This is a genomic window from Gemmatimonadota bacterium (genome assembly GCA_009838845.1).
In the GTDB taxonomy this organism is placed as follows: domain Bacteria; phylum Latescibacterota; class UBA2968; order UBA2968; family UBA2968; genus VXRD01.
On sequence record VXRD01000062.1, the window covers coordinates 1 to 16,970 of the forward strand.

Sequence of the window (16,970 nt, forward strand, 5' to 3'; positions counted from 1 at the left end):
AGTATATATTACCATTCGTCTATTCGTCTATTCGTCTATTCGTCTATTCGTCTATTCGTGCTTTATTTTAATGCGGCTTCTTTCCATTTCTGATAATTTGGCGACAGACTCAACGCGCCATCGGGCTGCGGCACGAGTTCCCCATTTTGTCCCCTCGGATCGCCCCGATTTTCATTCACCTCTGCCAATCGCCTGCGCCACATCGCAATGCGCGTTTCATACGCCGGGTCTTTGGACAACTCGCAGCATTCCAATGGATCGTCATCCAGATTAAAAAATTGTTCTTCTCCCGTGTGATGAAACCAGATATACTTCTCGTGCCCATCGGTCACATATTGCATGCCGTGTTCTCTTGTATAACACGTCGTATGCTCGCCCTGCACAAACGCACGCCATCCCTCGTCATCTCCTCGCGCAATATCCAGAAGAGACCGCCCATCCACAGACGCCGGTATATCGACCTCGGCAGCATCGAGCAATGTGGGCATCACATCGCGCAACTCCACCGGATGATCGTACTTCATCCCTCGCTCCACATCCCGCCATGTATCGGGATACTTCACGATAAACGGAATGCGTGCAGACCCTTCGTATGCATACGTCTTCCGCCAGTGGTGGTGGTCGCCCATCATATCGCCGTGATCAGATGTAAAAATAATCAGGGTATTGCTGTATGCTTGTGGGTCCCGATGGCGCAACTCGTACAGCACGCGCCCAATCTGGTGATCGATAAACGTGATATTGCCGTAATATCCCGCCCGCCCCCTATGCGTTTCGGCATCGGAACGGTGCGAACGCGGTGCATTGACATCCGCGATTTTTTTGTCGAACTCCGCAGCCCAGTCTCCCACAGCGGCTTTGGGGATATTGTCATTGTCGATATACATATCCCAATACGCCTGGGGCGCATCATAAGGCGAATGAGGCCGCGCAAATGAAAGCCACATAAAAAACGGTTTGGTCGGATCGCGCTGCTGCAAAAATTTAATCCCCTCGCTCGCCGTCCAGTGCGTCGGATGCAAATGCTCGGGCAAATGACTGGGCCGCGCCATCCATGAATTCCAATCGATACTGTGATCCCGATACCCGTAAGCACCTTCCTTGTGCTGATCAAAAAACAGATGATAATCGCTGATAAAATTTCCCGCCCGCCGGCCACTTTCATCCAGCACCATGTGGTGAAAACCATACAACCTGCGCTGCGGGGCATGATGCATCTTACCCACAGCCTGCGTGTGATATCCCGCTGCTGCAAGTTCCCCCGGCAATGTCGCCGGATATTCCAGCGGATGGCTCCCCGTCATTGTCAACCGCCCGTGATTCCATTGATCCATCCCCGTGATAATCCCCGCGCGTGCAGGCGTACACGACGGAACCGATGTATATGCGTGGGGGAAATGCGCCCCCCGCTCGGCCAATTCGTCGAGATACGGCGTCTCCAGCGCCGGATGCCCATCACACCCGAGGCAATCTCCGCGCTGTTGATCTGTTGTAATCAACAGCAAATTTGGTCGCTCTGACATTTTTGTATCCTCTCACCTTTTCCACACCGACTTCAACAACCGCACCCAATTTCCCGACAACACCTTTTGAATATCCTCTTCTGAATATCCGCGCCGTTCAAAAACAGGCACCAGATTCTGCAAATCGGCAATTGTATTTAAATCTCGCGGCGACTGTTCCTGGCCATACCCCCCATCCAGATCCGTCCCAATGCCTGAATGATTCGCATTGCCAGCAAGCTGACACACATGATCGATGTGATCAACCACAGTCTCGAGCGTCGCCTCTGTGGTCTGCTCATAACACGGCACGCCCCGCTTCCACTCTGGATCGAGCATCCACGCATCAAAAGCCGCGCCAATAACTCCGCCGCGTTCTACAATTGCGCGGATCATATCATCTGTCAACTGTCTTTGCCCCGGCGTCAGTGCCCGACAATTGTGATGGCTTGCAGCCACCGGCCCATCGTAATAATCGAGAATTTCCCAGAATGCCTGATCAGTCGTATGTGTCATATCCACAATAATTCCCGCGGCTTTGAGCGCGTCGAGCAATGGCCTGCCCCGATCCAGCAATCCCCCTTCCGTCCCTGTTCCGTGGCAATAAGAACTCACGCCATAATGCGAAATACTCACCATTTTCAAGCCCAAATCGCGCCATTCGGACACCTGATCGGGATCGAGAATCGGATCGGCACTTTCCATCGCCAGCACCAACCCGATAGGGGTATCTGCCGCAGGCTGTGCCCACGCCGCAACACACGTGTCCAGATCCTCAACTGTGTGAATCTGTCGGATAATTCCCCGTCGCTCCATTGCCTTATAAAAGGCGTAATGCCCCATCCCGACACCGTAACACTGCGTCTGATCCCACATCCCCGTACGCGTCCAGCGATCATTGGTATCAATACGCGACATCACCGTGCCAAACACAATCCCCACACGCCCCTTGTGCAACTCGGGAAACGTGGTTGTACACGACCCAAAACTGCGCGTAGTCAGTTCCGAATCGTGTACCCGCACAGTTGCCGCGGGTTGCGTGAGATCGCGATTGACCTGAATAGCGCAAAAAGCGAGGTCTAAGTGGCTATCGAAAATAAAGTAAGTATGATCGGACATGTCATCCCCAGGCTGTATTAAAAAACCGAACCAAATTCCCATGCGCAAACCCCTTCACGTCGTCTTCTCCATAGCCGTGATCGCGCATCAGATTTAGAAACCGCTGCAAATCGTCAATCGTATGATAATCTGTGGGCGAAAGCTCCAGACCAAATCCACCGTCCAGATCTGTGCCATAAGCCACGTGATCTGTGCTACCTGTCAGTTCGCAGATGTGATCGATGTGTTCGAGCACCGCCTTCATCGGTCGGGTTGCCGTGGTATAATGCGTACTCGGATCGTCCCAATTCCAGGCAGGAGACAGCATCTGCTCGGCAAAAACCATCCCAATTACACCCCCCCGGTCTGTAATCGCGCGGATCATATCATCTGACAAATGCCGCTGCCCCGGCACCAATGCGCGACAATTGCAATGGCTCGCATGCACTGGCCCCTTCCAATAATCGAGAATATGCCAGAAGGTAAGATCGGCCGCATGCGTCAGATCCAGCGCAATATCGGTCTCAGACAGCGCGTCCATCAGCGCGTAAGCCGGTGGATATAGCCCGCCCACCGTACCCGTGCCATGCCCATACGTATTGGCACCAAAATGCGTCAAAGATACAGAGCGCAGTCCCGCTTCATACCATTCGCCCACCTGATCGGGCCCCAGAATCGGATCGGCACTTTCCATCGACAAAATAAGCCCCACGGGCGTATCGTCCGATGGGTTCTCCCAGTCAGAAACACAGGCATTGAGATCTGCAACAGACTTGATAAACCGAATTTCGCCACACCGTTCCAGCGCCCGATAATACGCCAGATGAGATTGGCCTCTCGCATAAGCCACATCCTGTGTGCGCACCGCATTGTGCGTATTATCCTGTGGATTTTGCACGCGACACATAATGGTCGAAAGCATAATCCCCACGCGCCCTTTTCGCATCTCGGGCAAACAAACAGTTGGCGTAAACCGTTTGGGCTGTGGCCCCAGGCGTTTCTCCAGCGAATCTGGATGGTTTGACAATCCCCCCACCATACTGTCTTCGCGCTCGCGCAACACATATACAGACTGCGTGAGATCCCGGCGATAAAACAGTGCATTAAACGCCATATCGAGATGTCCATCAATAATTAAATATTCGCGCATATCCAATATCCCAATTCAAAGAGTTGCTCGCTCACGAGTAACGTAGCACGCAAATCGCTTAAGTGCAAGTACAAATAAAAACCCCATCTTAATTGGATGGGGGTTTTTTCTTGTAGTGCGTCAAGAGACCGCGCTTGTCGTGAACAAATGGCTTTCGACCCTCGACTTTATTTTGTCATATCTTCAATTTCGTCCTGCACGCGCTTGCGCCACTCGCGGTCGGCATCGGATTCTTTTTTCTTTTGCACACGTCTCTGTCTATACGGCTTACTCACGGGCTTATCTTCAACCACTTCAATAAACGGACCATCTTTGCGATTGCGACGTTTCCAATACCGAACGGATACCCAACACAGATAAATCATTGCAGCGATAAAAATCAACAACTGTGCGGTCATGTAAGCCTCCATTTACGCGATTATTTCACTTCATAAAATATCATAAATAATAAGCCGCGTCAAGCGGTGAATTGCCTAATTTGAGACATTTTTTATTTTGCAAATAGGGGCTTGTCTCACTCTATAAATTCTCTTAACTTTTTTAGATGCAACAGGCTCAAAACGCACGCATCCAAAGGAATAATACATGTCTCCACTCCACTTAGCTAAAACTTGCGAACTCCATGTCCATCCCGGCGGATGCTTGACCGCCGAAGACCTCATAGAACTCGGCAAAGACCTTTACGAAGACATTGACTGGACGCTCTTTACCGACGCCTACGAAGAAGCTTATGGCATTCGCCCGGATCCCATCGCACTCTATCGCGATGCCATCTCCAATCCAACCGTGGGACTTGCCAAATTTAAAGAACACTACATCTACACCGAAAAAGATGGGGGCGACTTTGGCCGGTTTAAAGCCAAATTCAACCTCATCAGCAGCCTTTTGAGGCATCCGCCCGAAAGACAGGAACTCCTGATCAAGGCGTTTTTCAAAGCACATGACCGGCATCGCAAAGAAGGTATCACCTTTATCGAATACCGTTGCAGCGGCGGTGGGGAAACGCGAGAGGGATTCATCGACTTTCACCGCACAAACGCCCAAATTCTCTCAAACGCATCGCAAAACAACACAACCGCGCGCTACATCGTCACTCTGCGCCGCCAGACCGCGCAGCAAGACTACGAATGGGTGCAAAAACTCATAGATGAAAACCCCGAACTCATACCCACCATCGTCGGCATTGACTTTGCCGATATAGAAGAAGGCTACCCCCCCAAAGACAACCGCGCACTCTTCCAACATGTACACATAGACAACCAGCAACGCCCCGAACGCGCCCTCGAAATCACCTATCATGTGGGCGAAAGCTATTTCGACAAATCCCTCGAAAGCGCGATACGCTGGTGTCACGAAGCCGCCGAAATGGGCGCCAGGCGATTGGGCCATGCCACGGCGCTCGGCCTCGACCCGGCAGTCGCGATTGCGCGCCGCCCCGATGCACACACCAAAGAACGGGTTAGCGAACGCCTCGACCAGATCGCCTACGATCTCACGCACGCCTCTGAACTTTTGGCCTTCGATATCGAAGTGAACGCCAGCGCACTCCAAACCGAACGACAAACCCTGAAAAATCGAACACCCGAAGAAATAGTCGAGCGCCCATATAATCCCCAACGCCTCGAAGAAATCCGCAACCGCCAGCAATTTGTTCTCAACCACCTCACAAAACTCGGCACAGTCATCGAAACGTGCCCCACCTCCAATCTCCGCATAGGCGGCGTGCCCGATCCCGCTCATCACCCCATCCACACATTCCTCAAATCAAATGTCAACCTCGTCATCGGCGCAGACGACCCCGGCATCTTCGACAGCCCGCTCGCCAGCGAAATCGACTGGGCACTCACCCACACCAACTGGACACCAGAAGCTCTGGACAAACGCCTCGGCGATCCCCGCCGGTTTCAACTGGGAAGCCTGCGCCACCACCACAGATCTGACAGTTAGACAAATCAATTCTTAAACGCCGAAAAAAGTGTACCATTTTGGAACTTACTCCAAAATAGTTGAAATAATTTGGAGCTATCCTCCTAAATAGTTCAGTTTCAAGGCATAGATTATTTGTGTACCAAGTGTCCGAAAACGGACACCACTGTATCATTATCGGACACTTATGTGGGAATGCCAATTTCCTATTTTTACTTAACCTGTTGAAAAATATACACAAAAAACTTTTGGCACGGTTATTGCTATTAAAAAATAACACTTGATAGCCTATCTTATATTTCAACAGGAGGAACCATGTTCAAAAATCACATCACCGTCGCCATCCGCACACTCTTGCGTCACAAAGTCTATTCTTTTGTCAACATCTCTGGACTCGCCGTTGGTATTGCGTGCTGCATGTTGATCATGCTCTTTGTACAGGACGAACTGAGCTACGATAGATTTCACAAAAATGCCAATCAAATCTATCGCGTTTTGTGGGACGGCCGATACGGCGACAACGAATGGACCATTCCCTATGTATCGGTACCCATATCTGAAACCCTGAAAGAACAATTTCCAGAGGTCGTTCACAGCACGCGATTGAGACGAGAAAGCCAAACCTTTCATCGAGAATCCAATTATGTCATCGAAAAAAATTTCTACTACGCAGAAAGCAGCTTTTTCGATGTCTTTACCATCCCCTTCATCGCGGGAGATTCCGCAACAGCACTCAATTCTCCCAACGCCGTCATTCTCACCGAACAAAGCGCGCAGCGTTACTTTCCCAATCGCGATCCAATGGGGCAAACTCTTGAACTCAACGATGGTACATCGCTCCAGGTCACGGGCGTGGTCAAAGAATTTCCACCCCAGTCCCACTTTCACTTCGACTTTCTCGCCCCCCTCGAAACACTCCCCATTATCGAGCGTAGAAAATCAGCCTGGGGATCGGCCACTGTTTATACGTACCTCGTGTTAAAAGACGGGGCATCTGCCTCTGAATTGCAAACCAAATTTACGGCTTATGTTCGCGAACACATCTTGAGCAAAATGCCACCCATGCCCGGCTACCACACCAACTACCTCATTCAACCCCTCACAGACATCCATCTATATTCGAACCTCAAATATGAAATCACTGCAAATAGCAATATCATGTATGTCTATATCTTTTCACTCATCGCAATTTTTGTCCTGCTACTCGCCTGCATTAACTTCGTCAACCTCTCCACAGCGCGTTCATCAACCCGCGCCCGCGAAGTCGGCGTTCGAAAAGTACTCGGCTCTCATCGCTCGCAACTCATCCGCCAATTCTTCTCCGAATCCACCATCTGCGTCGCCTTCTCAAGTATTCTGGCAATTGGTATGTGCGAATTGGGACTGCCACTCCTCAACAGCCTTGCGAACAAACACCTCACAATGGGCAGCCTGGTCGCGCCCCATGTGCTCATTGGATTATTCGCTCTCATCATCGCCGTCGGTCTTTCAGCCGGCATGTATCCCGCACTTTATCTCTCCTCATTCTGGCCTGTTACAGCACTCAAAGGATATATATCATCGGGCAAAGCCTATCTTCGCAATGGACTGGTCATCGCACAGTTTTGCATTTCCATCAGCCTCCTGGTCGGCACCCTCGTCGTTCGCGACCAGATTCATTTCGCACAAAATAAACACCTCGGATTTGACAAAGAACACGTCCTCATTCTTCAGGGAATACCGCGTACCATGACCTCCCCCAGACAAGCCATGACATTCAGAGACCAATTTGAAACGCTGCCGCAGATAGCTACAGCCTCACTCAATACGGGCATACCAGGGCGTGATTTTGATTCTATGCTCTTCGTTCCCGAACAACCGGCAAATTATGAAAAAACATCTCTCACATACACATTGGCAGATGAAAAATACGTCGAGGCATTGAATATAGAAATTGTAGAAGGTCGTAACTTTTCTCCCGCAGAACATGCAACAGATGTCTCTGCATTTCTCGTCAACCAATCCGCTGTCAAAGCCCTGGGGTGGCAAACCGCACTTGGGAAAAAACTCAAAAGAGGCAGCGGAATCGAAGGGACAATTATCGGTGTGGTATCCGATTTTCACATCGGCTCTCTCAAACAGGAAATTGAACCACTCGTCCTGCCCTATCTGCACCGATCCCCAATGTACCTCGCCATTCGCCTCCACCCCGGCAACGTCGCAGAAGCCATTTCTGCGGTTGAAGAAACCTGGAAAAAGCTCGCACCAAATCAGCCGTTCAGCTACACATTCTTAGACCAGGATTACGCCAGACTCTACAATCGCGAACAACAAATGTCCCACGTCTTCCAAATCTTTTCCGGCCTCGCCATCCTCATCGCCTGCCTCGGCCTCTTTGGTCTGGCTGCGTTTACCACCCAACAGCGCACCAAAGAAATCGGCATTCGCAAAATACTCGGAGCCTCTGTATCAGGCATTGTATGCTTACTCTCCAAAGACTTTCTCAAACTCGTCCTCATCGCCAATCTCGTCGCCTGGCCGATTGCATACTACGCGATGAACCAGTGGCTCCAGAGCTTCGCTTACCGCATCAACCTAAGCATCGGCACATTTATCCTGAGTGGCCTCATCGCCCTGTTCATCGCGCTTCTGACCGTCAGTTATCAAGCCATCAAAGCTGCACGAGCGAATCCCGTGGAAGCCTTGCGGTATGAGTAATAGCAGAAGTGATAGTCTGCCCCCAATCCACATGCTTGACATACTGGATTCAAAACCGTATTTTCCGCATCAAAGGAGAACACTGTGTTTGAACCCGGTATGAAAACATTTTACGATACCCACGGCTATCTCGTCGTAAAAAACCTCTTTGAAAAAGAAGAACTCACCGACGTCATACATCGCACCGACGAGATTATAGCCGACCCGGATCGCGCACCCGAAGGCATCTCAATTGGCCTTGAAGGCAATACCGTAACAGACAAATCAAATCCGGAAGCGCAAAATCACAGTGTGCGCGTTCTCGCATTTGTCGTGCGCTTTGACCCCACCTATCACCCCATTGCCAAACACCCCAAATTACTCGCACTCGTGCACAGCTTAATCGGACCGCGCATTCGCGTTTTTCGCGACCAGATGCTGCTCAAACCGCCGGGTGGTCAGGCGAAACCAGCGCACCAGGACCAGAGCTATTTTCGCGTACAACCCATCAATGGTCTCATCACCGCCTGGATTGCCTTAGACGAGGCCACAGATACCAATGGCTGTATGCGTTATGTACCCGGCTCACACAGACACGGCATCTTCGACATCACCCATGACCCGGACCGCCCCGTGCATCACATACCCGATACGAGAAAGATCGATCTCCCCGAATCCGTCGCCTGTCCCGTGCCAGCAGGATCTGTCATATTTCACCACGGCTGCACTCTGCACCACAGCGAAACAAATCACACAAACACATGGCGCAAAGCGCTCATCCTCCACTATGCCACAACCGATTCTCGCTCCGAACGCGAACAACTCAACAACGAAATCTCTCTTGAAATTGATTGAATAAAAGTTGCGTTTCGCCTTTTTAATTTGGAACGCATTGTATATCTTTGTAAGAGAAACATCGTTCCCACATCCTCACCAGGAGACCACCATGCGCCTGATCTATCTCATCCTTCTGACCCTATTCACAGTCCCGGCTTATGCAAACGAGCATTACCGTGCTGCCGTAGATTCTCTTCCCTCGCAAATTCCCGACCGCATTGTACTCAACTGGTCGGAAAACCCCACCACCACAGCATCGGTCACATGGCGCACCGACACGAGCATCACACAAGCCGAAGGACAGATCGCAAAAGCCAATGCCTCGGCCAATTTTACCACATGGTCCTGGAGCAAAAACGCGCGCACTGAAAAATGGGAACACAATGGAAATACTGCACATTTCCATTCGGTCACATTCAAGGGTCTCAAACCCAATACCCTCTATGCCTATCGCGTGGGCAGTGGCGATATCTGGAGCTCCTGGTATCAATTTCGCACGGCCTCAGCCGAACCTGATGAATTCACCTTCATCTATTTTGGCGATGCACAAAACAACCTGCTCGCTCTGTGGGCGCGCACCATCCGGACCGCAGTGCTCGACGCGCCCCATGCAGATTTTATTCTCCACGCAGGCGACCTCGTCAATCGCGCCAACAGGGACAGCGAATGGGAGGAATGGTTTGAATCTGGCGACTGGATCCATGCAAAAATCCCCAGCATTTCTACGCCGGGGAATCACGAATACTATAAAAATGGAGACAAACGCCATCTATCTGTTCTATGGCGTCCGCATTTCACCCTGCCAGAAAATGGGCCAGAGGGCTTTACGGAAACGACCTATTACACAGACTATCAGGGTGCACGCATCATCTCCCTCAATTCCAATGAAGGTCGTGAAGAACAGGCATCCTGGTTGGAACAAGTACTCAAAGATAACCCGAATAAATGGACCTTTGTCACATTCCATCATCCCGTCTATTCGGCGTCTGAAGGTCGCGACAATAAAGACCTGCGCGAAGCGTGGAAACCCATCTTTGACAAATACGCCGTCGATCTGGTGCTCCAGGGGCACGACCACTCGTATGCCAGAGGGAATAACATCGGCAACGGCGTAACCGTGCGCGACTCAACCAAAGGCACAGTTTATGTCGTATCGGTCAGCGGTCCCAAACAATACAAACTCAGAAAAGACCGCTGGATGACGCGCGGTGCGGAAAACACACAGCTTTACCAGGTCATCACTGTCTCGGGTGACACCCTGAGCTACCGCGCAATGACCGCAGTGGGTGAACTCTACGACGCTTTTGATCTGGTCAAACAGATGGGCAAACCCAACAAACTCATCGATCGCGCGCCTCAATCTCCCGAACGCCGTTGGGAAAATACCCTTGAAAAGAAAGACAAAGACGACAAAGTTTATTAGTGGTATTTTAAATCACTTAGAGAACCCTATGCGTCTAATCTGTCTCACCTTGCTGCTCCAGTTCACAATCCCTGCTTATGCAAACGAATATCACCGTGCTGCCGTAGATCGCGCGCCTAAAAAAATCCCCGACCACATTGTAATCACCTGGTCGGAAGACCCCACCACCACAGCATCGGTCACATGGCGCACCGACACGAGCATCTCACAGGCCGAAGGACAGATCGCAGAAGCCAATGCCTCGGCCAATTTTACCACATGGGCCAGAAACGAAACAGCGCGCACTGAAAAATGGAAACGCAATAGACTTGCCGCCCATTTCCATTCGGTCACATTCAAGGGTCTCAAACCCAACACCCTCTATGCCTATCGCGTGGGCAGCGATAAAATCTGGAGTTCCTGGTATCAATTTCGCACGGCCTCTGCCGAACCGGATGAATTCACCTTCATCTACCTTGGCGATGCACAAAACAACCTGCTCGCTCTTTGGGCGCGCACTATCCGAACCGCGGTGCTCGACGCACCCCACGCCGATTTCATCATCCACGCAGGCGACCTCGTCAACAATGCCAACAGGGACAGCGACTGGCATGAGTGGTTTGAATCTGGTAACTGGATCCATGCAAAAATCCCCAGCATTCCTTCACCAGGGAATCACGAATACTCTAACTATCAAGATGTGAGCAAACGTCGCCTATCTGTTCTATGGCGTCCGCAATTCACCCTGCCAGAAAATGGTCCCGAGGGCTTTACAGAAACCACCTATTACACAGACTATCAGGATGCGCGCATCATCTCGCTCAATTCCAATGTACGCCACAAAGAACAGGTCCCATGGTTGGAACAAGTGCTCGAAAACAACCCCAATAAATGGACCTTTGTCACATTCCATCACCCCATCTTTTCGGCGGGAGGCCGCGCCAATAAAGACCAGCGCGAAGCCTGGAAACCCATCTTTGACAAATACGCCGTCGATCTGGTACTTCAAGGACACAACCACACGTATGCACGAGGGAATAACATCGGCAGCGGCGCAACCGTGCGCGACACGACCAAAGGCACAGTTTATGTCGTATCGGTCAGCGGTCCCAAACAATACAGACTCAAAAAAGACCCCTGGGTGACGCGCGGTGGGGAAAACACACAGCTTTATCAAATCATCACTGTCTCGGGTGACACCTTGCACTACCGCGCAATGACCGCAGTGGGCGAACTCTACGACGCTTTTGATCTGGTCAAACAGATGGACAGACCCAACAAACTCATTGATCGCGTCCCTCAAACTCCCGAACGCCGAACAAAAAATACTCTGAAAAAGAAAAACAAAGACGATAAAGTTTATTAATCAATCAAAATTTTCACCCAAAGAACCCCATGCGCCTGATTTCTCTCACCCTTCTGCTCCTATTCACAGCCCCGGCTTATGCAAATGAATATCACCGTGCAGCCGTAGATCGCGCGCCTAAGAAAATCCCCGACCGCATAGTACTCACCTGGTCGGGAGATCCCACCACCACAGCATCCGTCACCTGGCGCACCGACACGAGCATCTCACAGGCAGAAGGACAAATCGCAGAAGCCAATGCCTCGGCCAATTTTACCACATGGGCCAGAAACGAGACAGCGCGCACAGAAAAGTGGAAACGCAATAGACTTGCCGCCCATTTCCATTCGGTCACATTCAAGGGTCTCAAACCCAACACCCTCTATGCCTATCGCGTGGGCAGCGATAAAATCTGGAGTTCCTGGTATCAATTTCGCACGGCCTCTGCCGAACCGGATGAATTCACCTTCATCTACCTTGGCGATGCACAAAACAACCTGCTCGCTCTTTGGGCGCGCACTATCCGAACCGCGGTGCTCGACGCACCCCACGCCGATTTCATCATCCACGCAGGCGACCTCGTCAACAATGCCAACAGGGACAGCGACTGGCATGAGTGGTTTGAATCTGGTAACTGGATCCATGCAAAAATCCCCAGCATTCCTTCACCAGGGAATCACGAATACTCTAACTATCAAGATGTGAGCAAACGTCGCCTATCTGTTCTATGGCGTCCGCAATTCACCCTGCCCGAAAATGGTCCCGAAGGCTTTGCGGAAACCACCTATTACACGGACTATCAGGGCGCACGCATCATCTCGCTCAATTCCAATGAACGCCACAAAGAACAGGCTCCCTGGTTGGAACAAGTGCTCAAAAACAACCCCAATAAATGGACCTTTGTCACATTCCATCATCCGGTCTATGCGGCATCTGGAGGTCTCGCCAATAAAGACCAGCGCGAAGCGTGGAAACCCATCTTTGACAAATACGCTGTCGATCTGGTGCTTCAAGGTCACAATCACACGTATGCCAGAGGGAACAACATTGGCAACGGCGTAACCGTGCGCGACTCAACCAAAGGTACCGTGTACGTCGTATCGGTCAGCGGTCCCAAACAACTCAAACTCAGAAAAGATCGCTGGATGACGCGCGGTGGGGAAAACACACAGCTTTATCAAATCATCACTGTCTCAGACGACACCTTGCACTACCGCGCAATGACCGCTGTAGGCGAACTCTACGATGCCTTTGATCTGGTCAAACAGATGGGCAAACCCAACAAACTCATCGATCGCGCACCCCAATCCCCCGAACGCCGTTGGGAAAATACCCTTAAAAAGAAAAACAAAGACGATAAAGTTTATTAATCAACGGTTGCATCTCCCGCTATATCCACCTCACACCCTTCCTCCTCACTGCGATAAATCCCATCCAAAATCGCCATCACCTGAAGCGACTGCTCGGCCGGTACTGGTGACGGTTTACCCTCTGCTATCGCCCTGGCAAACGTCATGCATTCCAGCGCGTGCGCTTTGGCGATATCTCCCGTATCTTGCAATGCGTATTTCTGATGTTGCTGTGTCTTGGAATCCGAATAATAAATCTCACAACTCGGCAAGTGTGCCCCGCCCTTCGTACCGTAAAGCCATATCTGCCGTTCTGACGGGGGACCCTGATGCAACATCCAACTCGTCTCCAGAATAAGCGAAGCCCCATTTTCAAACCGCACAAAAGCCGCAGCAAAATCCTCCACATCAAATTCTTTGGGAATCGCACCACCACTGCGTCCCATCGTACTAAAAGCGCCCTCTTGATGTGCCAACTCCGCCTTCGCCACACCCGTCACAGCTACGGGATTGGGATTGCCCATCAACCACAGAGTCAAATCTAAAACGTGAACGCCAATATCGATACACGGCCCGCCGCCGCTGTGCTTTTTCATAATAAAACCCGGGCGCGCGGGCACCCCTGACCGCCGCAACATCCAGCATCGCGCGTGATACACATTGCCCAAAACCCCCGTTTCCAATTCCTTCTTCATCGCCAGAGATGACCCGGAAAACCGCGACGACTGCGCGCACATCAACAACTTGCCCGACCGGTCGCGTGCAGCAATCATATCTTTCACCAATTGGGGGCTGGGTGCCAGTGGTTTTTCACAAATCACATGTTTGCCCGCATCCAGCGCGCCGATAGATAGTGGCGCGTGATAATTATTTGGTGTACACACATCCACAATATCGATCTCTGGATCGGCAAACAAATCTTCCGGATTCACATACAGTTTTTTGATCCCGTATTGTTCTCCCCATGTATTCAACACATCTTCGCTAATATCGCTTCCGGCCACCAATTCGGCGTGTTCTGAAGCTTGCCAACCCGGAATGTGCGTCCGCGCAATACCTCCCACCCCGACAATACCCACCTTCAATTTATCTGCCATTTTGCCTCCTCAGTTAAATTAGCATTCAGCCCCAACCCCCCAAGCGGTCAGCAGTCAGCTATCAGCCCGCCCGACCACCTAACCCCTTGTGTCTTTGTGTCTCTGTGTGAGACCTCCTCTCAAATAACAAAACGACCTGCACATTGTCAACGCAGACCTTTTTCGCTATAGATAAGATTAAACATATTTACAACCGCTTGACGTCCTTCCCTGACCAACGTACATTGCCTATCCCCGCACAGCACCATCTCTCACCTTTTAATAACAGATATTGCCATGACCATACACGACCTCGACACACCAGCGCTCACCATCGACCTCGATGTCCTCGAAAAAAATATTCGAGAAACGCAAGAGGCATGCGACAAATTCGACATTCCCCTTCGCGTACACACCAAAACCCACAAAATCCCCGAAATCGCCAAAATGCAACTCGCTGCGGGAGCCATTGGCATTGTCTGCCAGAAAGTAGGCGAAGCCGAAGCTATGGTTGAAGCCGGTATTCCCGACATCCTCATCCCCTATAATATTGTAGGACCCATCAAAGTCAAACGCCTTGCCGAACTGTGCAAAAGCGCAACCATGACCGTCGCTGTCGATTCGGAAATCACCGTGCGTGGTCTATCCGATGGCGCAACAGAAAACGATGTCACCATCAACATCCTCATCGAATGCGACACCGGAGGCAATCGCTGCGGCGTACAATCGCCCAAAGCCGCGCTTGAACTCGCGCAAAAAATTACAAACATGCCCGGCCTTCAGTTCCAGGGCATCATGACCTATCCCAGTCACGAACGCGCCAAAGCCTTCATCGACCAAACGCGCGACCTGCTTCAAAGCGCGGGCATCGCGGTCAACACCATCAGCGGAGGTGGCACGGGCTCTGCCGAAGTTTCCAAAGCCATTGGCTGCACTGAAACCCGTATTGGATCCTACGTCTTTGAAGGTCTGCGCCGCATCAACCGCGAAAACAACCCCCCCAACCCCATCACCTGTGCCGAACGCATGATAGTCACCATCGTCAGCACACCTGCACCCGACCGCGTCATCATCGATGGCGGGCAAAAAACATTCACCAGTTATGCCCCCACCCCTTATGGATACATCGTCGAACACCCCAATGCCAAAATCTACGGCATGTCTGTCGAACACGGCCACGTCGATATCTCAGAATGCAACCGCATTTTCACCGTAGGCGACCGCCTCTCCGTCATTCCCCTGCATCAGGGCATGACCACCAACCTCCACGACGAAGTCTATGCCGTGCGAAATGGCAATGTAGAACACGTATGGAAAGTTGCCGGGCGCGGAAAAGTACAGTAAAAATTTGACATTCCAAAAAATCATGTCCAAACAAACACATAAATTATCCAGACGCAAAGCAATCGCTGGCATTGGTATCAGTGGCCTTGTTCTTACACAGCGTGCATTGTCTCAGGAGATCGCCGTGAACACAACAAACAGTGCAACCATAACGCGCTACGCCACCGTTCAAGCTATGAGATCCTCGCCCGAAATCCGCGAAGGTGACTGGGTAGAAACCGCGGGCTTTTACATCCCCGGTGACGGCGGCGCAGCCCTGTATCATATCGAAAAAACGAATGAAAATATCCAGCCAAATGATGCCGACATCATCGTATTAGACAATGGCACAGTCGCCATCTTGCGCGAAAACAAAGCCGTGAACTACAAAATGTTTGGCGCGATTGGCGATGGTGAAAATGACGATGGCGTACAAATAACCCTGGCGCATAAATACGCCAACGCACACAAAGTCCCGATTGTGAATTTAAGCGGCGAATATTGGATCTTGCAAACCAATGACATACCCATCAAAACCAACGTCTCATGGGGACAAACAATTTTTCACATCGATGAACAGTACAACAGCCAAAGGGAGCCGCGCTTTGAAATTCTCAACGATCACCCGTCAAAAAAACTCACGCGAGACGAAACCATCAAAGCGGCTCTATTGGAAAAACTAAAACCCGGCGTGCAACTCATTCCCGAACTGGCACAATATGCAGGCCATCTCATCATCGCCGAAGATGACGATGACCGCATTGGCATTCGGGCAGGCAATTATTCAAAGGCCGGATGGGGGCGCGAAGAACTATTCTATGTTGAAGAAGAGGGCCGCATCATTGGCGATATAGCCTGGGAATTCAAAAACTTTACCGACATCACCGCCATACCCTGCAACGACAATTACCTCATCGTCGAAGGCGGCGGATTTTACTTTTCTGGCGACAGTGGAAGCGGTAGATCCTGGCGGTATCACCACCACGGCATCTCCATACGGCGCAGCCGCACCATCATCCGCGAACAATGGATGGGCCTGGAAAAAGGGAAACGAGATATCTCCATGCACCCCCGTCGCGGCTTTTACGTATTCAGCGGTGTTTACGACGTCACGCTGGAAAATATCCGCGCAATGCCCTGGGAGAAAAATCGCGAAGAAAAAGACAGAGTACTCGGTGCGGGCACCTACGGCATTGGCGGTGCGCGGATGCTCAATTGCACCTTTCGCAACATCACGGCAGAAGGCGGCTGGGTAGCCTGGGGTGTTTTTGGTACCAATCTCAACA

12 protein-coding genes are annotated in these 16,970 nt (G+C 51.1%); 7 read left to right on the forward strand and 5 right to left on the reverse strand.

From position 1 onward, the window contains the following. Nucleotides 1-62: 62 nt before the first annotated feature. The 4 genes from F4Y39_08700 to F4Y39_08715 form a co-directional block, all read right to left on the reverse strand. The gene (locus F4Y39_08700; protein MYC13790.1) at nt 63-1,523 is read right to left on the reverse strand and encodes an arylsulfatase; all 1,461 of its coding nucleotides are present in this window, start codon (nt 1,521-1,523) and stop codon (nt 63-65) included. Nucleotides 1,524-1,535: 12 nt separating this feature from the next. Further along, entirely contained in the window at nt 1,536-2,663 is a 1,128-nt protein-coding gene (locus tag F4Y39_08705; GenBank protein ID MYC13791.1) for a peptidase M19, read from the reverse strand. Continuing rightward, nucleotides 2,623-3,750, reverse strand: a complete 1,128-nt coding sequence (locus F4Y39_08710) for a peptidase M19 (protein ID MYC13792.1) — start codon at nt 3,748-3,750, stop codon at nt 2,623-2,625. Before F4Y39_08710 ends, F4Y39_08705 begins: the two co-directional genes overlap by 41 nt. 167 nt (nt 3,751-3,917) lie before the next feature. Continuing rightward, nucleotides 3,918-4,148 (reverse strand): hypothetical protein, encoded by a 231-nt coding sequence (locus F4Y39_08715; GenBank protein ID MYC13793.1) that lies wholly within the window; start codon nt 4,146-4,148, stop codon nt 3,918-3,920. A gap of 187 nt (nt 4,149-4,335) precedes the next feature. Between F4Y39_08715 and F4Y39_08720 the strand changes: the two genes are divergently transcribed. The 6 genes from F4Y39_08720 to F4Y39_08745 all read left to right on the forward strand — a co-directional run bounded on the left by F4Y39_08720 (nt 4,336) and on the right by F4Y39_08745 (nt 13,306). Next, nucleotides 4,336-5,697, forward strand: coding sequence for an adenosine deaminase (locus F4Y39_08720; protein ID MYC13794.1), 1,362 nt, complete (start codon nt 4,336-4,338; stop codon nt 5,695-5,697). Nucleotides 5,698-5,991: 294 nt separating this feature from the next. After that, the gene (locus tag F4Y39_08725; GenBank protein MYC13795.1) at nt 5,992-8,373 is read left to right on the forward strand and encodes an FtsX-like permease family protein; all 2,382 of its coding nucleotides are present in this window, start codon (nt 5,992-5,994) and stop codon (nt 8,371-8,373) included. 84 nt (nt 8,374-8,457) lie between these two features. Continuing rightward, complete coding sequence (locus tag F4Y39_08730) at nt 8,458-9,207, forward strand: phytanoyl-CoA dioxygenase family protein (GenBank protein MYC13796.1); 750 nt, start codon at nt 8,458-8,460, stop codon at nt 9,205-9,207. Nucleotides 9,208-9,298: 91 nt separating this feature from the next. Then, the gene (locus F4Y39_08735; GenBank protein ID MYC13797.1) at nt 9,299-10,612 is read left to right on the forward strand and encodes a metallophosphoesterase family protein; all 1,314 of its coding nucleotides are present in this window, start codon (nt 9,299-9,301) and stop codon (nt 10,610-10,612) included. A 28-nt stretch (nt 10,613-10,640) separates the two neighbouring features. Next, nucleotides 10,641-11,957, forward strand: coding sequence for a metallophosphoesterase family protein (locus tag F4Y39_08740; GenBank protein MYC13798.1), 1,317 nt, complete (start codon nt 10,641-10,643; stop codon nt 11,955-11,957). Between the two features lie 29 nt (nt 11,958-11,986). After that, entirely contained in the window at nt 11,987-13,306 is a 1,320-nt protein-coding gene (locus F4Y39_08745; GenBank protein MYC13799.1) for a metallophosphoesterase family protein, read from the forward strand. Here F4Y39_08745 and F4Y39_08750 read toward each other — a convergent pair. Then, entirely contained in the window at nt 13,303-14,382 is a 1,080-nt protein-coding gene (locus tag F4Y39_08750; protein ID MYC13800.1) for a Gfo/Idh/MocA family oxidoreductase, read from the reverse strand. The genes F4Y39_08745 and F4Y39_08750 overlap by 4 nt on opposite strands. Before the next feature lie 276 nt (nt 14,383-14,658). Here F4Y39_08750 and F4Y39_08755 point away from each other — a divergent pair, with 276 nt between their 5' ends. After that, nucleotides 14,659-15,705 (forward strand): D-TA family PLP-dependent enzyme, encoded by a 1,047-nt coding sequence (locus F4Y39_08755; GenBank protein ID MYC13801.1) that lies wholly within the window; start codon nt 14,659-14,661, stop codon nt 15,703-15,705. The last annotated feature ends 1,265 nt before the right edge of the window (nt 15,706-16,970 follow it).

Excerpts from the sequence above, each read along its gene's own strand:
- F4Y39_08715 (MYC13793.1), bottom strand. The coding sequence starts at position 4,148 with ATGACCGCACAGTTGTTGATTTTTATCGCTGCAATGATTTATCTGTGT.
- F4Y39_08720 (MYC13794.1), top strand. The coding sequence starts at position 4,336 with ATGTCTCCACTCCACTTAGCTAAAACTTGCGAACTCCATGTCCATCCC.
- F4Y39_08700 (MYC13790.1), bottom strand. The coding sequence starts at position 1,523 with ATGTCAGAGCGACCAAATTTGCTGTTGATTACAACAGATCAACAGCGC.
- F4Y39_08745 (MYC13799.1), top strand. The coding sequence starts at position 11,987 with ATGCGCCTGATTTCTCTCACCCTTCTGCTCCTATTCACAGCCCCGGCT.
- F4Y39_08750 (MYC13800.1), bottom strand. The coding sequence starts at position 14,382 with ATGGCAGATAAATTGAAGGTGGGTATTGTCGGGGTGGGAGGTATTGCG.
- F4Y39_08735 (MYC13797.1), top strand. The coding sequence starts at position 9,299 with ATGCGCCTGATCTATCTCATCCTTCTGACCCTATTCACAGTCCCGGCT.
- F4Y39_08755 (MYC13801.1), top strand. The coding sequence starts at position 14,659 with ATGACCATACACGACCTCGACACACCAGCGCTCACCATCGACCTCGAT.
- F4Y39_08725 (MYC13795.1), top strand. The coding sequence starts at position 5,992 with ATGTTCAAAAATCACATCACCGTCGCCATCCGCACACTCTTGCGTCAC.
- F4Y39_08705 (MYC13791.1), bottom strand. The coding sequence starts at position 2,663 with ATGGGAATTTGGTTCGGTTTTTTAATACAGCCTGGGGATGACATGTCC.
- F4Y39_08740 (MYC13798.1), top strand. The coding sequence starts at position 10,641 with ATGCGTCTAATCTGTCTCACCTTGCTGCTCCAGTTCACAATCCCTGCT.
- F4Y39_08710 (MYC13792.1), bottom strand. The coding sequence starts at position 3,750 with ATGCGCGAATATTTAATTATTGATGGACATCTCGATATGGCGTTTAAT.